Genomic DNA, 19,318 nt, shown 5'->3' with positions numbered 1-19,318 from the left:
AGCGGTCCATTGTCGAAATGGATACGAGCAAATCTTTCCGGAAGACGATGGTTCTCGGGAAATATTCGTCCGGGATTCACCGGCCAGGTGAAGCACGCCGTCATCCCAAGAGGCCGGGACGGCTTTCAGGAGCGGTCTTCGGCTTTCTTCCGCCAGTCGGCGAGCTGGTGCCGGGTGTCCAGCGTGTCCGGATGCTCGGGACCGCGGACCCGCCGGCGCAGCGGCAGCAGCTCCGCCAGCATGTCCCGGGCCCCGGCCGCCTCCCCCGCCTCCCCCGTCCAGCGGGCGAGTTCGTGCCAGCTCTCCAGCACGGCCGGGTGTTCGGGACCGTGGGCCCGCCGGCGCAGCGGCAGCAGCTCCGCCAGCATGTCCCGGGCCCCGGCCGCGTCCCCCGCCTCCCCCGTCCAGACGGCGAGGCTGTCCCTGGTGTTCAACGTGCCCGGGTGCTCGGCCCCCAGCACCCGCTCGTACACCGGCAGCAGCTCCGCCAGCATGTCCCGGGCCCCGGCCGCCTCCCCCGCCTTCCCCGTCCACCAGGCGAGGTCGTGCCTGGTGCCCAGGGTGTCGGGACATTCGTGGCCGCGGACCCGCTCGTACACCGGCAGCAGCTCCGCCAGCATGTCCCGGGCCGCGGCCGCGTCCCCCGCCCCTCCCGTCCAGACGGCGAGGTCGTGCCGGACGTTCAAGGTGTCCGGGTGCTCGGCCCCCAGCGTGCGATCGCGCACCGGCAGCAGCTCCGCCAGCATGTCCCGGGCCGCGGCCGCGTCCCCTGCGTCCCCCGCCCACCAGGCGAGGTCGTACCTGAGGTGCAGTGCGCTCGGGTGCTCGGCGCCCAGCGTCCGCTCGTACACCGGCAGCAGCTCCGCCAGCATGTCCCGGGCTCCGGGTGCGTCCCCCGCGTCCCCGATGGAGTTGGCGAGCTGGTTCCGGGTGCTCAGGGTGTCCGGGTGCTCGGCCCCCAGCACCCGCTCGTACACCGGCAGCAGCTCCGCGAACGCGTCCCGGGCCGCGGCCGCCTCCCCCGCCCTCCCCGTCCAGACGGCGAGGTCGTGCCGGGTGCTCAGGGTGTCCGGGTGCTCGGCCCCCAGCGTGCGATCGCGCACCGGCAACAGCTCCGCCAGCATGTCCCGGGCCGCGGCCGCCTCCCCCGCGTTCCCCGTCCAGCGGGCGAGCATGTGCCGGGCCGTCAGCGTGTCCGGGTGCTCGGCCCCCCATACCCGCTCGTCCATCGGCAGCAGCTCCGCGAACGCGTCCCGGGCGCCGGTCACGTCGCCCGCCTCCCCGATGGAGTTGGCGAGCTGGTTCCGGGTGGCCAGGGTGTCCGGGTGCTCGGCCCCCAGCACCCGCTCGCGCACCGGCAACAGCTCCGCCAGCATGTCCCGGGCCGCGGCCACGTTCCCCACCCGCTCCGTCCAGTAGGCGAGGTCGTGCCGGGCGAACAGGGTGCTCGTGTGCTCGGGACCGAGACGGTCGCTCAGCGCGAGCAGGCGCCGGTGTTGCAGGGTGCAGGCGGTGGAGTCGTCACCGCTGGCGCCCAGATAGTCGATGACCATGCCCATCGCGTCGGTGTCGGGATCCAGGACGGCCCGGGCGTGCGGCAGCAGCCGTGCGTAGGCGGGCCAGGAAGAGGTGCGCTGGGGGTCGTCCGGCAGGGCGGCCTCCAGCAGCGCGGCCGCCTCTGCGCGGACCGCGGAGCGTTTCCCTCCGGGCATCTCGGCCAGGATGACGGCCTGCACCAGGCGGTGCACGCTCACCGACTGCCTGTCCACCGAAGGCGTGATCATACTGTAGGAGGCCAGCACCCCCAGGGCCTCGGCCACCGCGAACTCGTCGGCGTCCTCGACGCCGTTCAGCACGGTGCACGGCAGCTGGTCGGGGGCGTAGCAGGCCAGCAGCCGCAGCAGGCGTACCGCCAGCGGATCGGCCCGCGCGATGCGCCGGCCGGTCACCGCCCAGGTGCGCGCCACGACCTGCTCGGCCGGTCCGGACCCGGCACCGGCGGCGGCCAGGACCTTGACCGGCGCCGTGCGCAGCAGATGCCGGTAGCGGGGGATGCTCATGCCGGGCGTGTGCGCGATGTAGGCGCCGGCCTGTTTGAGCGCCAGCGGCAGCTCCCCCAGCTCGGCGGCCAGCTCCGCGGCCGACTCCTCGTCCCAGCCGGCCGCCGGGACCAGGTCGCGCAGCAGCTCGACCGCGGCCGAGGGCTCCAGAACCTTCAACCGCAGCACGGCGCCCATCTCCCTCCAGCCCGTGTCCCGGCGGGAGGTGATCAGCACGTGCCCGGCGGTCAGCCGCCCCAGGTACGGCTGGATGTGGGCGATCTCCTCGACGTTGTCGAAGACGACCAGCCAGCCGTCGCGGCCGGCCAGCCAGGCCAGCGCCCAGGCGGCGGCCTCCTCGACCGGCGCCTGGGCCGCGGCCGCCGACGCCACGCCCGTGCACAGCGCCCGGCACAGTCCGGCCAGACCGGCCTGGACGCGTTCGGGGCTGTCAGCGTCGATCCACCACACCGGGTCGTAGGCGTCCTCGCAGCGGGCGGCATAGTACAGGGCCAGCTCGCTCTTACCGATCCCACCCAGACCGACCACGGCCTGGGCGATCACCCCGGGCCCGTTCCGCAGTGCCTCCCGGAGCGCTTCCAGGTCGTGCTCACGGCCGACGAACACCGGCGAGACCGGGCGCGGCAGCCAGACGATCCCGGTCGCGTCCACGTCGGCCACCGGCGGCAGCGTCGGCCCGGGCGCGGCGACGGTGATGTCCCCGGTCGCCAGGACCCCGTGGTTGTCACGCCCGAACGCGACCGACCGCCCTCCGGAGGCTTTCACCTCGGTCACCTCCGCCGCGGTGGCGGCCGCCCGGAAGGCGCCTCCCAAAAAGACATGGTCGCCACCGGGCGGATCGGCCGCACGGTCTTCGCCTGCGGCCTCTTCCTGCTCGGCCTGCGGCGGGCGCCGCTGCGCGCGCAGCGCGACGACGCTGACGGCCAGACCGGCGAGGCCGATCACGAGGCCTCCGGCGCCCAGCACGAACCCGCCCACGCTGGCCCGCTTGTCCAGATCCTCCAGCTCGGTCGCCGGGATGCGGAACAGCGCGGCGACGAGACCGGCCAGTCCCGCGGCGGCCAGCAGGAACGACGCGGACGCGACCGCGACGACCGCGAATCGCGGCAGGCCCGGCAGGCTCCGTGCAATCCGGGCAGGGGGCGGCTCTGGGGCGGCGGTGTTCGGCACCCTTCCAGCGTGCTGTCAGCGGCCACCGGCGCGCGCACGATGTCACTGACCCGTTACCCGGGAGGCCTCACCCGGCCGGAACCCGGGCGAGGCCTCCGGCAGTGCTCCCGGTGACCCGTCTCAGTGTCCTCGGCGGATCCATTCCTGCAGGTGCGGCTTCTCGGCCCCGATCGTGGTGCTCTCCCCGTGCCCGGTGTGCACGGCCGTCCCGGGCGGCAGGGTCAGCAGGCGGTCGCGGATCGAGGCGACGATGACGCCGAAGTCGGAGAACGACCGCCCGGTGGCACCCGGCCCGCCCTGGAAAAGGGTGTCGCCGGTGAAGACGGCACCGAGCTCCGGCGCGTGGAAGCAGCAGGCCCCCGGCGCGTGGCCCGGGGTGTGCAGGACCTCCAGGCGGGTGCCGGCGACCTCGACGACCTGCCCGTCGGCCAGCGGCCCGTCGGGCTCGCGGTCCGGATGGGTCAGCCGCCACAGCGGCAGGTCGTCCGGGTGCAGCAGGACCGGTGCCCCGGTGGCCTCCGCGAGGGCCGGGGCCACCCGGACGTGGTCGTCGTGGGCGTGGGTGGCCAGGATCGCCACGACCCTGCGGCCCGCGACCAGGCCGGTGATGGCCGCCACGTCGTGCGGGGCGTCGACGACCACGCACTCGGCGTCGTCGCCGAGCACCCAGACGTTGTTGTCGACGTCGAAGGTCTGGCCGTCCAGGCTGAAGGTGCCGGAGGTGACGGCGCGGTCGATGCGGGCACCGCCCGTCACGGCACCATCCGTCACGGCGCCGCCCATCACAGCACCACCACCGAGCGCAGCACCTCGCCGCGGTGCATCTTGGCGAAGGCCGCCTCGACGTCGCCGAGCCCGATGGTCTCGCTGACGAACGCGCCGAGGTCGAGCCGGCCCTGCAGGTGCAGGTCGACGAGCATGGGGAAGTCCCGGCTGGGCAGGCAGTCGCCGTACCAGGAGGACTTCAGCGCGCCGCCGCGGCCGAAGACGTCCAGCAGCGGCAGCTCCAGCGTCATCTCGGGGGTGGGCACGCCGACCAGGACCACGGTCCCGGCCAGGTCGCGGGCGTAGAAGGCCTGCTTGTAGGTCTCCGGGCGGCCGACCGCCTCGATCACCACGTCCGCGCCGAACCCGCCGGTCAGCTTGCGGATCGCCTCCACCGGGTCGCTCTCCCGGGAGTTGACCGTGTGGGTCGCGCCGAAGCCCCTGGCCCACTCCAGCTTGCGGTCGTCGACGTCCACCGCGATGATCTTCGCGGCGCCGGCCAGCCGCGCCCCGGCGATGGCGGCGTCGCCGACGCCGCCGCAGCCGATGACCGCGACGCTGTCGCCGCGGGTGACGCCTCCGGTGTTGACGGCCGCGCCGATGCCCGCCATCACGCCGCAGCCGAGCAGGCCCGCCACCGCCGGGGCCGCCGCCGGGTCCACCGTGGTGCACTGCCCGGCCGCGACCAGGGTCTTGTCGGCGAAGGCGCCGATGCCCAGGGCGGGCGAGAGCGGCGTGCCGTCGGCCAGGGTCATCTTCTGCACGGCGTTGTGGGTGGCGAAGCAGTACCACGGCCGGCCCCGCAGGCACGCCCGGCAGTTGCCGCAGACCGCCCGCCAGTTGAGGATCACGAAGTCGCCCGCCGCCAGGCCGGTCACCCCCTCTCCCACGGCCTCGACAACCCCGGCCGCCTCGTGCCCGAGCAGGAAGGGGAACTCGTCGTTTATCCCACCCTCGCGGTAGTGCAGGTCGGTGTGGCACACGCCGCACGCCTGGACCTTCACCAGGGCCTCACCGGGGCCGGGGTCGGGCACGAGCACCGTCTCCACCGACACCGGCTCGCCCTTCGACCGGGCGACCACTCCGCGGACCTCATGCACCATCGGCTTCCGCTCCTTCCACTCGGGCCGCTGTCCGTGCCCGTTCCATCCTGATGCGGGAAATGTTACGTAAATACGCCGGGGGCGGCGCACGAATATGGGTAGGCCCGAAAAACCGCCCTGTCCATACCGGGAACTTCCTTCCCCTGCGGCGCGGCAACCATTACATCGAATCAGGCTTCAAGGAAATCGATATCTTTCATGGCACTCATCCGCGCAACGGATTCTCCGGCCGGACGGTCGCGTCCCCATGCCCTGCCGCCCGGCCCGCCCGCTCCCGTCGGCGGTCGTCAAGGGGGACGCAAGCGGACGTCTACCACCCGGTGTGCCAATGCGGGAACGACTGCCATCTCCCGAACGGAGGCCGGGACCATGAGACGCACCACTCTGATGATCACGCCACTTGCCGCAGGGCTGCTCGCGACGGGCTTCACCGCCCCCGCGCAGCAGCCGGCGGGCACCACCGCGGGCACGCCGTCCGCGCAGATCACCGCGGACAGGCCGCCCGCGGACGCGCTGCAGAGCTACTACCGCCAGAAGCTGGACTGGACCGCCTGCGGCGGCGGCTTCGAGTGCGCGAAACTCACCGTCCCGCTCGACTATGACAAGCCCGACGGGGAGCGAATCAAGATCAGCGTGATCCGCCTGGCGGCCACCGGCGGCGAACGGATCGGCTCGGTCGTGCTCAACCCCGGGGGTCCCGGCGGCTCGGGCGTCGAGTACGCCAGGTCGGCCGCGGACGTCGTCTCGCCCGGCGTCCGCGCCCGTTTCGACGTCGTCGGCTTCGACCCCCGGGGGGTGGGCGGATCGGCCCCGGTGCGCTGCCTCACCGGCCCGCAACTCGACGCCTACATCGCCGCGGACGCCACGCCGGACACCCCCGCCGAGGCCAAGGCCCTGCGGCAGACCTCGCGCAGCGTCGCCCGGGAGTGCCGCCGGCGCTCGGCGCGGCTGCTGCCCCACGTCGGCACGGCGGATGCCGCCCGCGACATGGACGTGCTGCGGGCCGCGCTCGGCGACGCCGGACTGACCTACCTCGGCAAGTCGTACGGCACCTATCTGGGTGCGATGTACGCGGATCTGTTCCCCGGGAAGGTGCGCGCCCTGGTCCTCGACGGCGCGCTCGACCCCTCGCTCTCCCTCATCGAGATCGGCGAGGCCCAGATCCTCGGCTTCGAGAAGGCCTACACGGCGTTCCTGCGGGACTGCTTCACGACCGAGGACTGCCCGTTCGCCGGCCGCACGGTCGCACGGGCCCGCGCCGAGACGGCCGCCCTGCTGCGCGGGGCCGACCGGACCCCGCTGCGCAACACCCAGGACAGCCGGGAGATCACCGAGTCCATCGCCGCGTTCGGCATCCTGACCCCGCTCTACGACCGCGAGGCCTGGCCCGTCCTGCGCAAGGCCCTCGCCGCCGCCTTCGCGGGCGACGGCACGATCCTGCTGCGCATCTCCGACATCTACTACGGCCGCAAGGCCGACGGCACCTACTCCAACCAGAACGACGCCAACACCGCGATCAACTGCCTCGACCACTCCTACCCGGGGACCGCCGCGGCCTACGCCAGGGCGGCGCGCAGGGCCGCCTCCCGCTCGTCCCTGTTCGGCGGTTACATCTCCGCCGAGTCCACGCCCTGCGTCTACTGGCCCGTCAAGCCCGCGGCGGCCGACCGGCCGCTGCGGGCCGAGGGCGCCGCCCCCATCATGGTGGTGGGCACCCTCCGCGACCCGGCGACGCCCTACGGCTGGTCGGCGGCGCTGGCGTCCCAGCTGTCCTCGGGGGTCCTGCTCAGCTACGACGGCGACGGCCACACCGCCTACCGCATGGGCTCCTCCTGCGTCGACCGGCTGGTCGACCGCTATCTCATCGGCGGGACGCCGCCCGCGGCGGGCACCCGCTGCCCCAAGGTCTGAGGGCCGTACGGGTCCGGCGGCTCAGACCCCCTTCCACCGGGGTGCGCGCTTCTCCGCGAAAGCGCGCAACCCCTCGGCGGTGTCGGCCGAGTCCATGGCCCGGCGCGCGAAGGCGGTCTGCTCCTTCCAGGCCTGCTCCTCGGTCCAGTCGGCGGAGCGGCGGACGATCTGGGCCGAGGCGGCGACGGCGAGCGGCCCGTTGGCGCCGATCCGGTCGGCCAGTTCCAGGGCCTTCTCCACGGCGGCGCCGGACGGGACCAGGTGGTTGACGACGCCCCACTGGTGGAAGTAGGCGGCCGGGCGCGGCTGGGCGGTCAGCGCCAGCTCCATGGCCAGGTGGTACGGCATCCGCCGGGGCAGCCGGAACAGGCCGCCGCCGACCGCGACGAGGTTGTGCCGGACCTCCGGCAGTCCCAGCACGGCGTCCTCGGCGGCCACGACGAGGTCGCAGCTCAGGCAGAGCTCGAAGCCGCCGGCCACGGCGTGGCCCTCGACGGCGGCGATCAGCGGCTTGGCCGGCGGCTGGGCGAACAGGCCGAAGCCGCCGCGCCGGGCGGTCGCGGGCCGCTCCCCGCGGGCGGCGGCCTTGAGGTCGGCGCCCGCGGAGAAGGTGCCGCCCGCGCCGGTGACGACGCCGGCGCGCAGCCCCGGATCACCGTCGAGGAGGTCCATGGCGGCCTCCATCTCCTGCGAGGTGGCCCGGTCGAAGGCGTTGCGGGCCTCCGGCCGGTCGACGGTGACCAGGAGCGTGTGGCCCCTGCGTTCGGTGCGGATGTTCATGAGCGCCGTCCCGGGAGGTGTCGGAGGGTCCGTTCAGGGGGTCGTTCAGAGGGTCATGGAGTATCCGCCGTTGACCGGCACGGTCTGGCCGGTGATCCAGCCCGCGGCGTCGGAGGCGAGAAAGAGGATCATGTTGGCGGCGTCCTCCGGCTCGCCGAAGCGGCGGATGACGTAGTTGGAGAGCATCTTCCTGGCGAACTCCTCGTTCTCGGTGAGGGCGGCGATGGCCGGGGTGCGGGTGGCGCCGAGGGCGACGCTGTTGGCGGTGACGCCGTACCGCCCGCCGAGGCGCGCGACGGCCCGGGTGAGACCGGCCGCTCCGGCCTTGGCCCCGGAGTAGATCTCCATGCCGTGGGTCTCGCCGACCCGCCCCGCGTCGGAGATGACGGTGACGATCCGCCCGTAGCCCTCGGGGACCATGTGGGCCAGGGCGTTGCGGGTGCAGTTCAGGACGCCGTCCAGGTTGACCTGCAGCCAGGGCTCCCAGTCCTCGGGGGTCTGCTCCCACAGCGGGCGCGGCCTGCCCTTCGGCCGGGGGGCGGCGCCCCGGTTCCCGGCGTTGTTGACCAGGATGCCGACGGGGCCGAGTTCCGCCCCGGCCCGCTCGAACATCGCGGTGACGGCGTCGAAGTCCCCGACGTCGGCGGTGGCGGCGAGCGCGCTCACACCGGCGGCCCTGACCTCCTTCGCCACGCTCTCGGCCCGCCCGGCGTCGGCGTCGTTGACGACGACGCCCCCGGCGCCGTGCGCGGCCAGGTGCAGGGCGACCTGCCGGCCGACGCCCCTGCCCGCCCCGGTGACCAGGGCGACCCTTCCCTTGAGTGCGCAGATGTCGGTGCTCACGTGATGGCCTTTCGTGCCGGCGCCGCTGGCGCGGCGGTTTCCGTAAGGGGTGGCGGGTCCTCAGACGGCGCGGTCGCGCCCGCGCCAGTACGGCTCGCGGAGGCGGCGTTTCTCGATCTTCCCCATGGGGTTGACCGGGAGCGCGTCGACGAACTCGACGCGGCGCGGCCACTTGTACCTGGCGAGGCGGCCCTCGCAGAAGGCGATCAGCTCCTCGCCGGTGAGCGCCGCGCCGGGCTGCCGCTCGACCACGGCGATCGGCTGCTCGCCCGCGTCGGGGTGGGGTATCCCGAAGACGGCGGCGAGCGCGACGGCCGGGTGCCGGAGCAGGACGGCCTCGATCTCGGCCGGGTAGACGTTCACCCCGCCCGCGATGATCATGTCGGTGCGGCGGTCGGAGATGAACAGGTAGCCGTCCTCGTCGAGACGGCCGATGTCGCCGGTCCGGTAGAAGCCGTCGCCGTCGAGCTGGTCGGGGCCGAGGGGGCCGCGGCCGATGTAGCCGGAGATCACCGCCGGGGTACGTACCGCGATCTCCCCGGTCCGCCCGGGCGGCAGGATCCCGCCGTCCTCGCCCAGGATCCGGACCTCGACCTGCCGGAAGGGCCTGCCGGAGGAGCCCGGCTTGCGGCGGTGGTCCGCGGGGAGGCAGCCGCTGATCATCCCGGCCTCGGTGCACCCGTAGCCCTCGTGGAGGACCTCGCCGAAGTAGTCGAGGACCTGGTCCTTCAGCTCCCGCGGCACGGGGGCGGCCCCGGCGCTCAGGAAGCGCAGGGAGGAGACGTCGTAGCGGTCCCGCACGTGCCCGGGGAGCTTCATGATGCGCTGGAGCATCGTCGGCACCGACGACCAGTGGGTGATCGCGCTCCGCTCGATCAGCGCGAGCGCCGCCTCGGCGTCGAAGCGGCGCAGGAAGTGGGCGCTCCCGCCGGTCCTGATCGCCGTGCGCACCGAGGCCGGCCCGGCGCCGTGGTGCATCGGCAGGGTGATCATCGTACGGTTCCCCCGGCCGCCGGAGGCGCCGTCGAAGCCGGTCGAGGCGAGGTAGTCGGCGAGGACGCGGGGGTCCGGCCGGTTGTTCCAGCCGCCGAGCGGCGCGCCCTTGGGCGCCCCCGTCGTCCCCGACGAGTAGACGACCATGGGCGCGAAGGTCCCCTCCGGCCACTCCCCCGCCGGGGTCCGTTCCAGCAGCGCGGGCAGGCTCACCGCCTCCGGAGCGCGCGGGCCGGCCGCGAGGCCGCCTGCGGGGGGTCCGTCCGTCCCGGGTCCGTCGACGCCGACGACGGCGCGCAGGCCCAGGTGCTCCCAGGCCCGCAGGAGCGGGGTGAGATCGCCGTCGTCCGCGATGACGGCCCTCACCCCGCAGTCGCGCAGGATGTGCTCCGCCTCGGGCGGAGTCAGCCGGTAGTTGACCGCCACCTGGACGGCGCCGAGCTTGCCGAGGGCCAGGCTCACCACCATCCACTCCAGGCGGGTCCGCATCCGGACGGCGATCCGGTCGCCCCTGCCGAGGCCGTACCCGGCCAGCGCAGAGGCCAGCCGGCCCGCCAGGTCGTGCCACCGGCCGTGCGTCAGGACGGCGTCGCCCTCGTAGGCGCAGGGCTCGCCGGGGGACGCGGGGGGCCGGCTCACTTCGCCCCTCGCGGGGCGGGCACGAAGACGACCTGGGGTTCGAGGTACTCGGCCAGTCCCTCGGGGCCGCCCTCGCGGCCGATCCCCGATTCCTTGAAACCGCCGAACGGCGCGGCCGCGTCCAGCCGGAGCGCCCCGTTGACGTAGATCGAGCCGGCCCGGATCCGGGCGCCGACCTCCGCGGCCCGCAGCGGGTCCCGGCTCCACACCGAACCCGACAGGCCGTACTCGGTGTCGTTGGCGATCGCGACCGCCTCCTCCTCGCTGTCGTAGGGGATGACGGTCACGACGGGACCGAAGATCTCCTCCCGGACCACGCGCATGCCGTTGTCGGCCCCGGCGAACACGGTCGGCTCGACGTACCAGCCGCGGTCGAGCCCCTCGGGGCGCTTCCCTCCGCAGGCGAGCCTGGCGCCCTCGGCGGTCCCGGTGCCGATGTGGCCGAGGACGCGCTCCAGGTGGGCGCGGCTGACCATGGGGCCGAGCAGCGTGCGCGGGTCGGCCGGGTCCCCCAGCGGGATCTCCCGCGCCACCGCGCACAGCGCCTCGGTGAACTCGTCGTGGCGGGCGCGCGGCACCAGGATCCGGCCCTGCACGATGCAGGCCTCACCGTTGTTGTTCATCAGGCTCATCCCGGCCACACCCGCCGCGGCCCGCTCGACCGGCGCGTCCTCCAGGAGGATGCAGGCGGCGTTGCCGCCCAGTTCGAGCGAGTAGCGCGTCATCCGCTCCGCGCAGACGGCGGCGATGCGCTTGCCCGCCGCGGTGCTCCCGGTGAAGGTGACCTTGTCGACCCCGGGGTGCGCGACGAGCGCGGCACCGGCCTCGCGGCCCGCGGGCACCACGTTCAGCACACCGGCGGGCAGGCCGGCCTCGTGCGCGGCGTCGGCGAGGAGGCAGGCGCTCAGCGGGGTCTCCGGGGAGGGTTTGAGCACGGCCGTGCAGCCCGCCGCCAGCGCCGGGCCGAGTTTGGCGCAGGCCCCGAGCAGGGGGATGTTCCACGGCACGATCGCCGCGACGACGCCCGCCGGGAGCCGGCGGACCCGGAAGGGGGACCGCGCCCCCGGGCGCTCCTCCTCGAACTCCGTCGTCCTGGCCAGCTCCGCGTAGTAGGCGAGCGTCGCGATCGCCGGACGCACGTGCGCCAGGCCGACCACGGTGATCGGCAGGCCGGTCTCGGCGGTGATCACTTCGGTCAGCTCGCCGGCCCGCGCGGTGAGCGCGGCGGCGAAGGCGTCGATCGCCCCGGCGCGCTCCGCCGGGCTCGTTCCGGGCCAGGGTCCGCGGTCGAACGCCGCGCGCGCCGCCCCGACCGCCCGTCCCATGTCCTCGGGCGTGCCGTCGGGCACGTACCCGATGACCTCTTCGGTGGCCGGGTTCTCCACCTCGATGCGGCCGGTGCCGGTCGAGGCGGTCCACGCGCCGCCGATGTACAGCTCGTCCCTCACGTGCACGGCGCCTTCTCCTTCGGAACGCGGGCTGGGGAGCACTGCCGGGAACATACATGTTGGCTGACCGACAAGTAAATACTTGTCGGTCGGCCAGCAAAATGGCAGCATCGGCGCCATGTCGACTCCCTGCGCCGAACCCGCCCTCTACGGGACCGGGCCCGGCGGCGAGCCCGTCCTGTACGGCCTGCGCTGCGCCGCCTGCGACCGCGTGTCGTTCCCCCGCCAGCCGTACGGATGCGAGGCCTGCGGCTCCGCCGACGGCCTGCCCTGCGAGCTGGCCGCCACCGGGACCGTTCGGGCGGCCGCCGAGGTCCACCGCCACCACGACCCGCGGGTGCCGGTCCCGTTCACGATCGTGTCCGTCCTCCTCGACGACGGCCCCCTGATCCGCGGCGTGCACGCCGGAACCGCCCGTGCCGGAGACCGGGTGCGGGCCCGGCTGGAGCCCGGCGGGGCCGTACCGGACCTGCTGGAGCTGCGTTTCGCGACCCCCGCGAGTCCCGCAGGACCGGGGGGCGGGGCATGATGCGCGGCACTCTGGCCGACCTGCGGCCCGTCTACGTCGCCGGGATCGGGCTCCACCCCTACCGGCGGCTCTCCGAGACCCCCTACGTCCGGCTGGGGCTCACCGCCGTGCGTTCGGCGCTGGCCGACGCGGGCCTGGCCTGGACCGACGTGGACAGCGCCTGGACCGGTACGGCGGGCCTGGGCATGGCCGCCTCCCGGCGCATGCTGCGCCACCTCGGCGCGACCGGCATCCCGATGACCCAGGTCGAGAACGCCTCCGCCTCCGGCTCCTCCGCCTTCCGGCAGGCCTGCCTGGAGGTCGCCGCCGGGCTGGCCGACGTCTCGCTGGCGCTGGGCGTCGACAAGCCCTCCCGCGTCCGGGCCGCCCCCACCGGCGTCGCCGGCCTCGCCGACCGCCTGGTCGTCCCCGCCACGCACTTCGCGCTGCTCGCCGACGAGTACATGGACCGCCACGGAGTCACCGCCGAGCAGGTCGCGGCGGTCGCGGTGAAGAACCACCGCAACGGCTCCCGCAACCCCTTCGCGCAACGGCGCAAGGAGCGCACCCTGCAGGAGGTCATGGACGAGCCCGCCGTCTCCGGGACCCTGACCCGGCTCCAGTGCTGCCCGATCGGGGAGGGCGCCGCGGCCGCGCTCGTCGTCTCCGGCGAGGCGGTCGAGCGGCTCGGCCTGGACCCCGCCCGCTGCGTCGGGGTCACCGCCTCCGCCCAGCGCAGCGAGCGCCTGTACGGCACCGCCGACCCCGACACCGAACTCACCCGGGAGACCGCCGGCGAGGCGTTCCGGCAGGCCGGGATCACCGCGGCCGACCTCGACGTGGTCGAGGTGCACGACGCCTTCAGCATCGAGGAACTGCTGTACGCCGAGGCCATCGGCCTGTGCGGCGCGGGAGAGGCCGCCGGGCTCCTCGCGCGGGGCGCCTTCGACGTCGGCGGCCGGTGCGCCGTCAGCCCCTCCGGCGGCCTGCTGGCGATGGGCCACCCCATCGGCCCCACCGGGGTCGGCCAGATCGCCGAGATCACCCGGCAGCTCCGCGGCGAGGCGGGCGACCGGCAGCAGCCCGGGGCGCGCACCGGGCTGGCCCACATGCTCGGTGTCGGCGCCGTGTGCGTGATCCACGTGCTGCAGCGGCTCGACTAGGTCGTGACTAGGCTGGGAGGCATGTCAGAGCGGGGCACCCAGGCCGGCACGGCCGAGCGGGCCGGGGCGCCGGAGCGGCGCACCCAGGCCGACCGGACCGCGCAGGCCCGCCGGCGCCTGCTGCGCGCCACCATCCGGCTCCTCGCCGAGCGCGGCTACACCGGCACCACCCTCGGGGAGATCGGCCGCGAGGCCGGCCTCAGCCGCGGTCTGGTCACCCACCACTTCGGCACCAAGGACGCGTGCATCGGCGCGGCGATCGAGGAGATCCGCAGCTCCGCCGGGCGCACCATCCTGTCCGGAGGGGACGGCCGCCGGGGCCTGGCCGGAATCGACCACCTCATCACCGCCTACATCGGCTCGATGCGCGACGGCGACGAGTACATGCGCGCGATGTACGTCGTCATGGCCGACGCGATCAGCTCGGCGCCGGTCCTGCGCGAGGCGGTCGCGGGCAGCAACGAGGCGTTCCGGGCGCTGATCCGCACCTGGCTCGGCCAGGCGGCCGAGGACGGCGAGATCCCGGAGGCGGCCGACCTCGACGCGCACGCCGTGCTCATCGAGGGGCTGCTCCGCGGGATCTGCCTCCAGTGGCTCATCGACCCCGGGCGCGTCGACCTGGACGCCTCGATCCGCACGGCCCGGCGCGCCGTGCGCGCCGGGCTGGGCGCCCGCTAACGCCCGGGGGCCATGGCGGGCGGCTCCGCCGCGACGCGGGCGGGCACGGGGAACTCGGAGACGTCCCGGGTCTGCGCGGCCAGCAGCCGGGCGACGTCGCGCACGTCGTGCCGCGGCCGGTAGGCGGCGCGCTGGCGGGCCGCTCCCGAGCCGCGGCGGTGCAGCCGGTTCAGCAGTTCCGTGACCAGGGGCAGGTCGCCGCTCTCCTCCAGCGCGGAGCGCACCCACCGCAGCAACGCGCCGACCAGCTTCCACATCGGCGTCCGGCGGCCGGTCGCCAGGTCGAGGCCGTCGCCCTCCAAGCCGTCGCGGGCCGCCCGCCAGTAGGCGGCCTCCAGCAGCGTCTGGTCCACCTCGGGGGGCGGCAGGCCCCTCCTGACGTCGGCCAGGGCCGTGGCGGCCAGCGCCCTGACCAACCCGGCCAGCGCGACGGTCTCGCCGACCGTCGCGCACGTGTCCGCACCCCGGAACTCCAGGGTGGGCAGATGGTGGGAGGGCCTGACGTACCAGTAGATCATCCCGCGGTCCAGGACGGCCCCCGCCTCGAGAAGGGCCTCGACGAGGGCGTCGTAGCGCTCCGCCGAGGAGAAGCGGGGCGGCGGGCCGGCGCTGGGCCAGCGGGCCCACAGGACGGCGCGCCAGCTCGCATAGCCGGTGTCCGCACCCTCCATGATCGGGGAGTTCGCGGTCAGCGCCTGGAGCACCGGCAGCCAGGGGCGGACGTGGTCGCTCACCTGGACCGCCTCGTCCCTGTCGCCGATCCCGATGTGGACGTGGCAGCCGCAGACGCCCTGGCCGTACAGGAGGGCGCCGTAGCGGCGGGCCATGCGCTCGTAGCGCGGGGACGGGGTCAGCGGCGGCAGGCCCGTGTTGCCGAGCAGCGCCGTACCGGAGGCGACCAGGCGGGCCCCGGCCCGCTCGGCCGCCTCGGCCACCGAGGTCCGCAGCTCGGCCAGGTCGTGGCAGAGGCGGCGCAGGTCGGTGTGGGCGAGGCTGTTCGTCTCGATCTGGAACCTCGTGAACTCCGGCTGGACCCGTTCGGCCAGCGGGACGCCGATCCTCCTGCGCACGGTCGGCGCGGCGGGCACCACCCTGCCCGTCTCGGGGTCGACGAGCAGGAACTCCTCCTCCACCCCCAGGGTGAGCCGTGGGAAGGCCGGCGGGGGTCCCGCGGTCCCGGGGCTCATCCTTCGCACCGGCCGGCGGCGGGCCACCGTGCCAGAGAGGCGGCAGGTCCGGCGGTGTACGGCATGTGCGACCCCCTTGCGCCCGTACAAAAACGGACAGAAGAGACATATGCCCAGTTCTCTTGATAAAAATCCTGCTCGTCGCGGGCGACGGGGCCGGGGGCGGCGCACTCGCGAGAAAGGCCCGGCCGCCGGGGCGGGACCCGCCTGCGCGGGACACCGCCGGAACCGCGGGGCCGCGGGGCCGCGGTCGCCTGTGGACGGCCGCCCCCCAGGGCGGCCGTACCCGTGGTGTACCCCCCGTCGGCATGGCGGGAACCCTTCCCGGCCGGCGAACCGCCCCGGCTCCCGCCGCCTTTGCGATGACAGCACCGTTCCATGCGCGATCGATGCCCGGCGCGGGTTCGCCGCCCTCCCGCCGCGGGCACGAGGGGTCGTAACGGCGTGTGGGGATGGGGCCAATGAGGATCGTGGGGATCGCGGGCGCTTTTCGGCCGGGGGCGCACGTCCGCAGGCTTCTGGACGCGGTGGCGCGGCAGTTGCCCGAGTCCGCCGAGTTCGAGGTCTGGGACGGGCTGGAGCCGATTCCACCCGTCGGCGGCGGCCGGCTGCCCGCGGAGGTGGACGGATTGTGCCGCGTCCTTTCCGCGGCCGACGGCCTGCTGATCGCGGCGCCGGAGCACAGCGTGCTGCCCGTCCAGCTGAGGCACGCGTTGAGTTGGGCGTCGTCACCGATGGCGGGCGGCGTGCTGGTGGGCAAGCCGGTCGCCGTGGTGACCGCCTGCGTGCGCCCGCACGAGGCGATGTGGACGCAGGTGGAGCTGCACTGGCTCCTCGGCGCGGGCGGCGCCGTCGTGCACCGCGCCGACCTTCCGGTGTTCCCGGCGGCACGGCAGTTCAACGCCATCGGCAGGCTCGCCGACCCGGTGGCCAGGGAGCGGGCGGGCGCGGCGCTGGCGGCGGTCTGCGCGGACGTCCGCGAGGCGCTGAAGGCCAGGACGGCCTGCCGGCTCTCCGGTCTGACCCCTCTCGCGGGCCCGGCGCCGATCCCGGTGGACGAGCTCGGGTCCGGGTCCGGGTCCGGCGCCGAGCCCGGCACGCGGGCCCGGCGCGTTCCCGCCCGGTCGCGCCGTTCCGCCGGGGCCGAGCTGAGCCCGCAGCCGGGCTGAGCCCCGGCGGGCCCAGACGGCGGCGGGCCCAGACGGCGGCGGGCTCAGACCGCGATGACCACTTCCAGTGTGCGCGGGCCGTGCACCCCCTCGACCCTGTCGAGCTCGATGTCGCTGGTCGCCGAGGGGCCGCTGATCCAGGTCAGCGGCGAGTCCGGGGAGAGCCGGGCGATCGCCTCGGGCACGCCCGCCACGATCTGGCCGGCCCGGACCACGCACAGGTGGTGGTCGGGGACCAGCGTCAGCTCCCTGCGCCCCTGGCCGGGCCCGGCGTCCAGCACGATCGTGCCGGTCACCGCCACCGCCACCGCGCACCCGGTGAGCACCGCGTCCACGGTGTCGAGCTCGTCTCTGGCGGGGTCGGCGAGCACGGTCGCCGCAGCCTGCGAGACCGGTCCGGCCCACTCGGCGGGCAGCCCGTCCGGCACGGCGATCCGCTTGCCCTCCACCAGTCCGGCGAGCGTGGCGGCCACCCGGGCCGAGGGCACCACGTGCACGATCGCCCGGTAGTCCGCGACCCGCTCGGCCAGCAGCCCGGCCAGGTCGTCGCAGGGGACCTCCGTCCGGTAGGCGCGAGGGATCTCCGCCTCGGGAACCTCCGGTGCGCCCTCGACCGCGCGCCTGATCCGGCCGAGGACCTCCTCTCGGGTGCTCATGATCGCTTCCACCAGTCTCTGAACGACTCCTCGGGGATCTCCGGCAGGTCTCTGGTGTCGGTCCAGGCCGAACCCGGGCCCGGCAGCCGCCTGGGAACCAGCCGCCGGAGGCGGGTGGCGAGGCGCTGCGCCCGCGCCAGTCTCGCCTGGTCGCCCAGGAGCCACCCCGCCGCGCGCATCGCGGCCCGCTCGGAGCGCGGGTGGCGGGCCCTGGCCCGCAGCTCGACCAGGACCTCGGGGATGTCGATCGCGACCGGGCAGACCTCCAGGCACGCGCCGCAGAGCGAGGAGGCGTAGGGCAGGGAGTTGTCCAGCTCCGAACCCATGCCGCGCAGCTGCGGGGTGAGGATGGCACCGATCGGGCCGGGATAGACCGATCCGTAGGCGTGGCCGCCCGCGCGTTCGTACACCGGGCAGACGTTCAGGCAGGCCGAGCAGCGGATGCAGCGCAACGCCTGGCGGCCGACCTCGTCGGCGAGCACGCCGGTGCGGCCGTTGTCCAGCAGGACGAGGTGGAACTCCTGGCCCTCGACCGCCCCGGTCCACATGGAGGTGTAGGGGTTCATCCGCTCGCCGGTGGAGCTGCGCGGCAGGAGCTGCAGGAACACCTCCAGATCCCGCCAGGTGGGCAGGACCTTCTCGATGCCGACCACGCTGATCAGCGTCTCGGGCAGGGTCAGGCACATCCGGCCGTTGCCCTCCGACTCCACCACCACCATCGTGCCGGTCTCGGCGACCATGAAGTTGGCGCCGGAGATCGCGACCTTGCTGGAGAGGAAGCGTTCGCGCAGGTGGAGCCGGGCCGCCTCGGCCAGCGCCGCGGGCTCGTCGCTCAGCCCCTCCGGGGCGGGCCGCCCCCAGGAGGCCATCCGGTCGCGGAAGATCCGGCGGATCTCCGCGCGGTTGCGGTGGATCGCCGGGACCAGGATGTGGCTGGGCCAGTCGTCGCCCAGCTGGACGATCAGCTCCGCCAGGTCGGTCTCGTAGGCGGTGACGCCGTGGGCGGCCAGGTGCTCGTTGAGGCCGATCTCCTGCGTCGCCATCGACTTGACCTTGACCACGTCGCTCTCGCCCGTCGCCTGGACCAGCCCGGTGACGATGCGGTTGGCCTCGGCGGCGTCGGCGGCCCAGTGCACGTGCCCGCCGGCCCGGGTCACGGCCTCCTCAAGCTGGAGGAGATAGCGGTCCAGGTGGCGCAGCGTGTGGTCCTTGATCGCCCGGCCGGCCTCGCGGAGCTCCGCCCAGTCGGGCAGCTCCTCGACGACCCTGGCGCGCTTGCCGCGGATGGTGTGCGTGGCCTTGCGGAGGTTGCGCCCGAGCTGATCGTTCCGCACGGCCTCCGCGGCGTTCTCGCGGAAGCTCCGCGGCATGCCGATGAAGGTCACGCTCGCGCGCCCGCCTCCGCCCTCCTCCGCCGGCAGCGCCCGCGGTGCCGGCGCGCCCGTGGCCCGCTCGCTCATGCCCTCGCCTCCGTCCGGGCGAGGATCTCGGCCAGGTGCATGGTCCGCACTCCCGTCTCCCGGCGCCCGAGCATGCCGCCGATGTGCATCAGGCAGGAGTTGTCGGCCGCGCACAGCACCTCGGCGCCGGTCTCCAGCACGTTGCCCACCTTGGTGGCGCACATGGCGGCGGAGACCTCCGGGTTCTTCACCGAGAAGGTGCCGCCGAAGCCGCAGCACTCCTCGGCGCCGGGGAGCGGGAGGAGCTCCAGTCCCCGGACGTTCCCCAGCAGGGCGAGCGGCCGGTCGCCCAGTCCCAGGCCGCGCAGCGAGTGGCAGGTCGGGTGGTAGGCCACGCGGTGCGGGAAGTACGCCCCCACGTCGGTGACGCCGAGCACGTCCACCAGGAACTCCGAGAGCTCGTGGACCTTCGGCGCGACCCGGGCCACCTCCTGTGCGAAGCCCTCTTCCCCGCGCCCGGCCAGTCTGGGGTACTGCTCGCGCACCATCGCGGCGCACGAACCCGAGGGCGCGACCACCGCGTCGTAGTCCCGGAAGACCTCGGTGAAGCGGCGGGCGAGCCGTACGCCCTCCTCGGGGTAGCCGGTGTTGACGTGCATCTGGCCGCAGCAGGTCTGCGCGGCCGGGAAGTCGACCTCGCACCCGAGCCGGCGCAGGATCGAGACGGTCGCCCGGCCGGTGCCGGGGAAGAGCGTGTCGTTGACGCATGTGATGAACAGGGCGACCCGCACGGCACTCCTTTCCGAGTATGGTCAGACCATATTATGGTCTGACCATACTCGGAA

16 protein-coding genes are annotated in these 19,318 nt (G+C 74.4%); 5 read left to right on the top strand and 11 right to left on the bottom strand.

Translation table 11 applies throughout. From position 1 onward, the window contains the following. Nucleotides 1-125: 125 nt before the first annotated feature. From FHS22_RS39430 to FHS22_RS31660, 3 genes are all read right to left on the bottom strand, one after another. On the bottom strand, nucleotides 126-3,230 hold the full coding sequence (locus tag FHS22_RS39430; RefSeq protein WP_184947847.1) for a tetratricopeptide repeat protein: 3,105 nt from the start codon (nucleotides 3,228-3,230) through the stop codon (nucleotides 126-128). Between the two features lie 120 nt (nucleotides 3,231-3,350). Next, on the bottom strand, nucleotides 3,351-3,986 hold the full coding sequence (locus tag FHS22_RS31665; protein WP_338048044.1) for an MBL fold metallo-hydrolase: 636 nt from the start codon (nucleotides 3,984-3,986) through the stop codon (nucleotides 3,351-3,353). 26 nt (nucleotides 3,987-4,012) lie between these two features. Continuing rightward, nucleotides 4,013-5,098 (bottom strand): S-(hydroxymethyl)mycothiol dehydrogenase, encoded by a 1,086-nt coding sequence (locus FHS22_RS31660; RefSeq protein WP_184947845.1) that lies wholly within the window; start codon nucleotides 5,096-5,098, stop codon nucleotides 4,013-4,015. A gap of 369 nt (nucleotides 5,099-5,467) precedes the next feature. On the opposite strand from FHS22_RS31660, the gene FHS22_RS31655 reads away from it, so the two are divergent. Further along, the gene (locus FHS22_RS31655; RefSeq protein WP_184947844.1) at nucleotides 5,468-7,009 is read left to right on the top strand and encodes an alpha/beta hydrolase; all 1,542 of its coding nucleotides are present in this window, start codon (nucleotides 5,468-5,470) and stop codon (nucleotides 7,007-7,009) included. Nucleotides 7,010-7,030: 21 nt separating this feature from the next. Here FHS22_RS31655 and FHS22_RS31650 read toward each other — a convergent pair whose 3' ends face one another. From FHS22_RS31650 to FHS22_RS31635, 4 genes are read right to left on the bottom strand one after another with little or no spacing between them, the layout of a single operon-like run. After that, nucleotides 7,031-7,789, bottom strand: a complete 759-nt coding sequence (locus FHS22_RS31650; protein ID WP_184947843.1) for a crotonase/enoyl-CoA hydratase family protein — start codon at nucleotides 7,787-7,789, stop codon at nucleotides 7,031-7,033. Between the two features lie 45 nt (nucleotides 7,790-7,834). Continuing rightward, nucleotides 7,835-8,632: an SDR family NAD(P)-dependent oxidoreductase gene (locus FHS22_RS31645; protein WP_184947842.1), complete on the bottom strand. Its 798-nt coding sequence runs from the start codon at nucleotides 8,630-8,632 to the stop codon at nucleotides 7,835-7,837. Nucleotides 8,633-8,692: 60 nt separating this feature from the next. Next, complete coding sequence (locus tag FHS22_RS31640) at nucleotides 8,693-10,264, bottom strand: class I adenylate-forming enzyme family protein (protein ID WP_184947841.1); 1,572 nt, start codon at nucleotides 10,262-10,264, stop codon at nucleotides 8,693-8,695. Then, nucleotides 10,261-11,718, bottom strand: coding sequence for an aldehyde dehydrogenase (locus FHS22_RS31635; protein WP_184947840.1), 1,458 nt, complete (start codon nucleotides 11,716-11,718; stop codon nucleotides 10,261-10,263). Before FHS22_RS31635 ends, FHS22_RS31640 begins: the two co-directional genes overlap by 4 nt. Nucleotides 11,719-11,830: 112 nt before the next feature. On the opposite strand from FHS22_RS31635, the gene FHS22_RS31630 reads away from it, so the two are divergent. From FHS22_RS31630 to FHS22_RS31620, 3 genes are read left to right on the top strand one after another with little or no spacing between them, the layout of a single operon-like run. Then, nucleotides 11,831-12,241: a Zn-ribbon domain-containing OB-fold protein gene (locus FHS22_RS31630; RefSeq protein ID WP_184947839.1), complete on the top strand. Its 411-nt coding sequence runs from the start codon at nucleotides 11,831-11,833 to the stop codon at nucleotides 12,239-12,241. Then, nucleotides 12,238-13,383, top strand: coding sequence for a thiolase family protein (locus FHS22_RS31625; protein WP_221474365.1), 1,146 nt, complete (start codon nucleotides 12,238-12,240; stop codon nucleotides 13,381-13,383). The genes FHS22_RS31630 and FHS22_RS31625 overlap by 4 nt, the downstream gene beginning before the upstream one ends. 21 nt (nucleotides 13,384-13,404) lie before the next feature. Further along, complete coding sequence (locus tag FHS22_RS31620; protein WP_184947838.1) at nucleotides 13,405-14,061, top strand: TetR/AcrR family transcriptional regulator; 657 nt, start codon at nucleotides 13,405-13,407, stop codon at nucleotides 14,059-14,061. Here FHS22_RS31620 and FHS22_RS31615 read toward each other — a convergent pair. Then, nucleotides 14,058-15,248, bottom strand: coding sequence for a carboxylate-amine ligase (locus FHS22_RS31615; protein WP_184947837.1), 1,191 nt, complete (start codon nucleotides 15,246-15,248; stop codon nucleotides 14,058-14,060). The genes FHS22_RS31620 and FHS22_RS31615 overlap by 4 nt on opposite strands. A gap of 461 nt (nucleotides 15,249-15,709) precedes the next feature. Between FHS22_RS31615 and FHS22_RS31610 the strand changes: the two genes are divergently transcribed. Then, nucleotides 15,710-16,417: an NADPH-dependent FMN reductase gene (locus tag FHS22_RS31610; protein WP_184947836.1), complete on the top strand. Its 708-nt coding sequence runs from the start codon at nucleotides 15,710-15,712 to the stop codon at nucleotides 16,415-16,417. Between the two features lie 44 nt (nucleotides 16,418-16,461). Here the strand turns inward: FHS22_RS31610 and FHS22_RS31605 are convergent, their stop codons facing one another. From FHS22_RS31605 to FHS22_RS31595, 3 genes are all read right to left on the bottom strand, one after another. Beyond that, on the bottom strand, nucleotides 16,462-17,073 hold the full coding sequence (locus FHS22_RS31605; RefSeq protein ID WP_184947835.1) for a LutC/YkgG family protein: 612 nt from the start codon (nucleotides 17,071-17,073) through the stop codon (nucleotides 16,462-16,464). Continuing rightward, nucleotides 17,070-18,443 carry a lactate utilization protein B gene (locus FHS22_RS31600; RefSeq protein ID WP_184947874.1) on the bottom strand — a complete coding sequence of 458 codons (1,374 nt, stop codon included), beginning with the start codon at nucleotides 18,441-18,443 and terminating at the stop codon, nucleotides 17,070-17,072. Before FHS22_RS31600 ends, FHS22_RS31605 begins: the two co-directional genes overlap by 4 nt. Nucleotides 18,444-18,529: 86 nt before the next feature. Then, nucleotides 18,530-19,264: a (Fe-S)-binding protein gene (locus tag FHS22_RS31595; protein ID WP_184947834.1), complete on the bottom strand. Its 735-nt coding sequence runs from the start codon at nucleotides 19,262-19,264 to the stop codon at nucleotides 18,530-18,532. Nucleotides 19,265-19,318: the final 54 nt, after the last annotated feature.

This window comes from Thiemannella venezuelensis, assembly GCF_014203605.1.
Classification (GTDB): Bacteria; Actinomycetota; Actinomycetes; order Streptosporangiales; family Streptosporangiaceae; genus Planomonospora_A; species Planomonospora_A venezuelensis.
This window is presented reverse-complemented; position numbering and strand designations above follow the sequence as displayed.

Bases quoted from the DNA above. Each gene is read 5' to 3' on its own strand.
- FHS22_RS31660 (WP_184947845.1), bottom strand. From the start codon at position 5,098: ATGGTGCATGAGGTCCGCGGAGTGGTCGCCCGGTCGAAGGGCGAGCCG.
- FHS22_RS31655 (WP_184947844.1), top strand. From the start codon at position 5,468: ATGAGACGCACCACTCTGATGATCACGCCACTTGCCGCAGGGCTGCTC.
- FHS22_RS31650 (WP_184947843.1), bottom strand. From the start codon at position 7,789: ATGAACATCCGCACCGAACGCAGGGGCCACACGCTCCTGGTCACCGTC.
- FHS22_RS31630 (WP_184947839.1), top strand. From the start codon at position 11,831: ATGTCGACTCCCTGCGCCGAACCCGCCCTCTACGGGACCGGGCCCGGC.
- FHS22_RS31625 (WP_221474365.1), top strand. From the start codon at position 12,238: ATGATGCGCGGCACTCTGGCCGACCTGCGGCCCGTCTACGTCGCCGGG.
- FHS22_RS31620 (WP_184947838.1), top strand. From the start codon at position 13,405: ATGTCAGAGCGGGGCACCCAGGCCGGCACGGCCGAGCGGGCCGGGGCG.
- FHS22_RS31615 (WP_184947837.1), bottom strand. From the start codon at position 15,248: ATGAGCCCCGGGACCGCGGGACCCCCGCCGGCCTTCCCACGGCTCACC.
- FHS22_RS31610 (WP_184947836.1), top strand. From the start codon at position 15,710: ATGAGGATCGTGGGGATCGCGGGCGCTTTTCGGCCGGGGGCGCACGTC.
- FHS22_RS31605 (WP_184947835.1), bottom strand. From the start codon at position 17,073: ATGAGCACCCGAGAGGAGGTCCTCGGCCGGATCAGGCGCGCGGTCGAG.
- FHS22_RS31600 (WP_184947874.1), bottom strand. From the start codon at position 18,443: ATGCCGCGGAGCTTCCGCGAGAACGCCGCGGAGGCCGTGCGGAACGAT.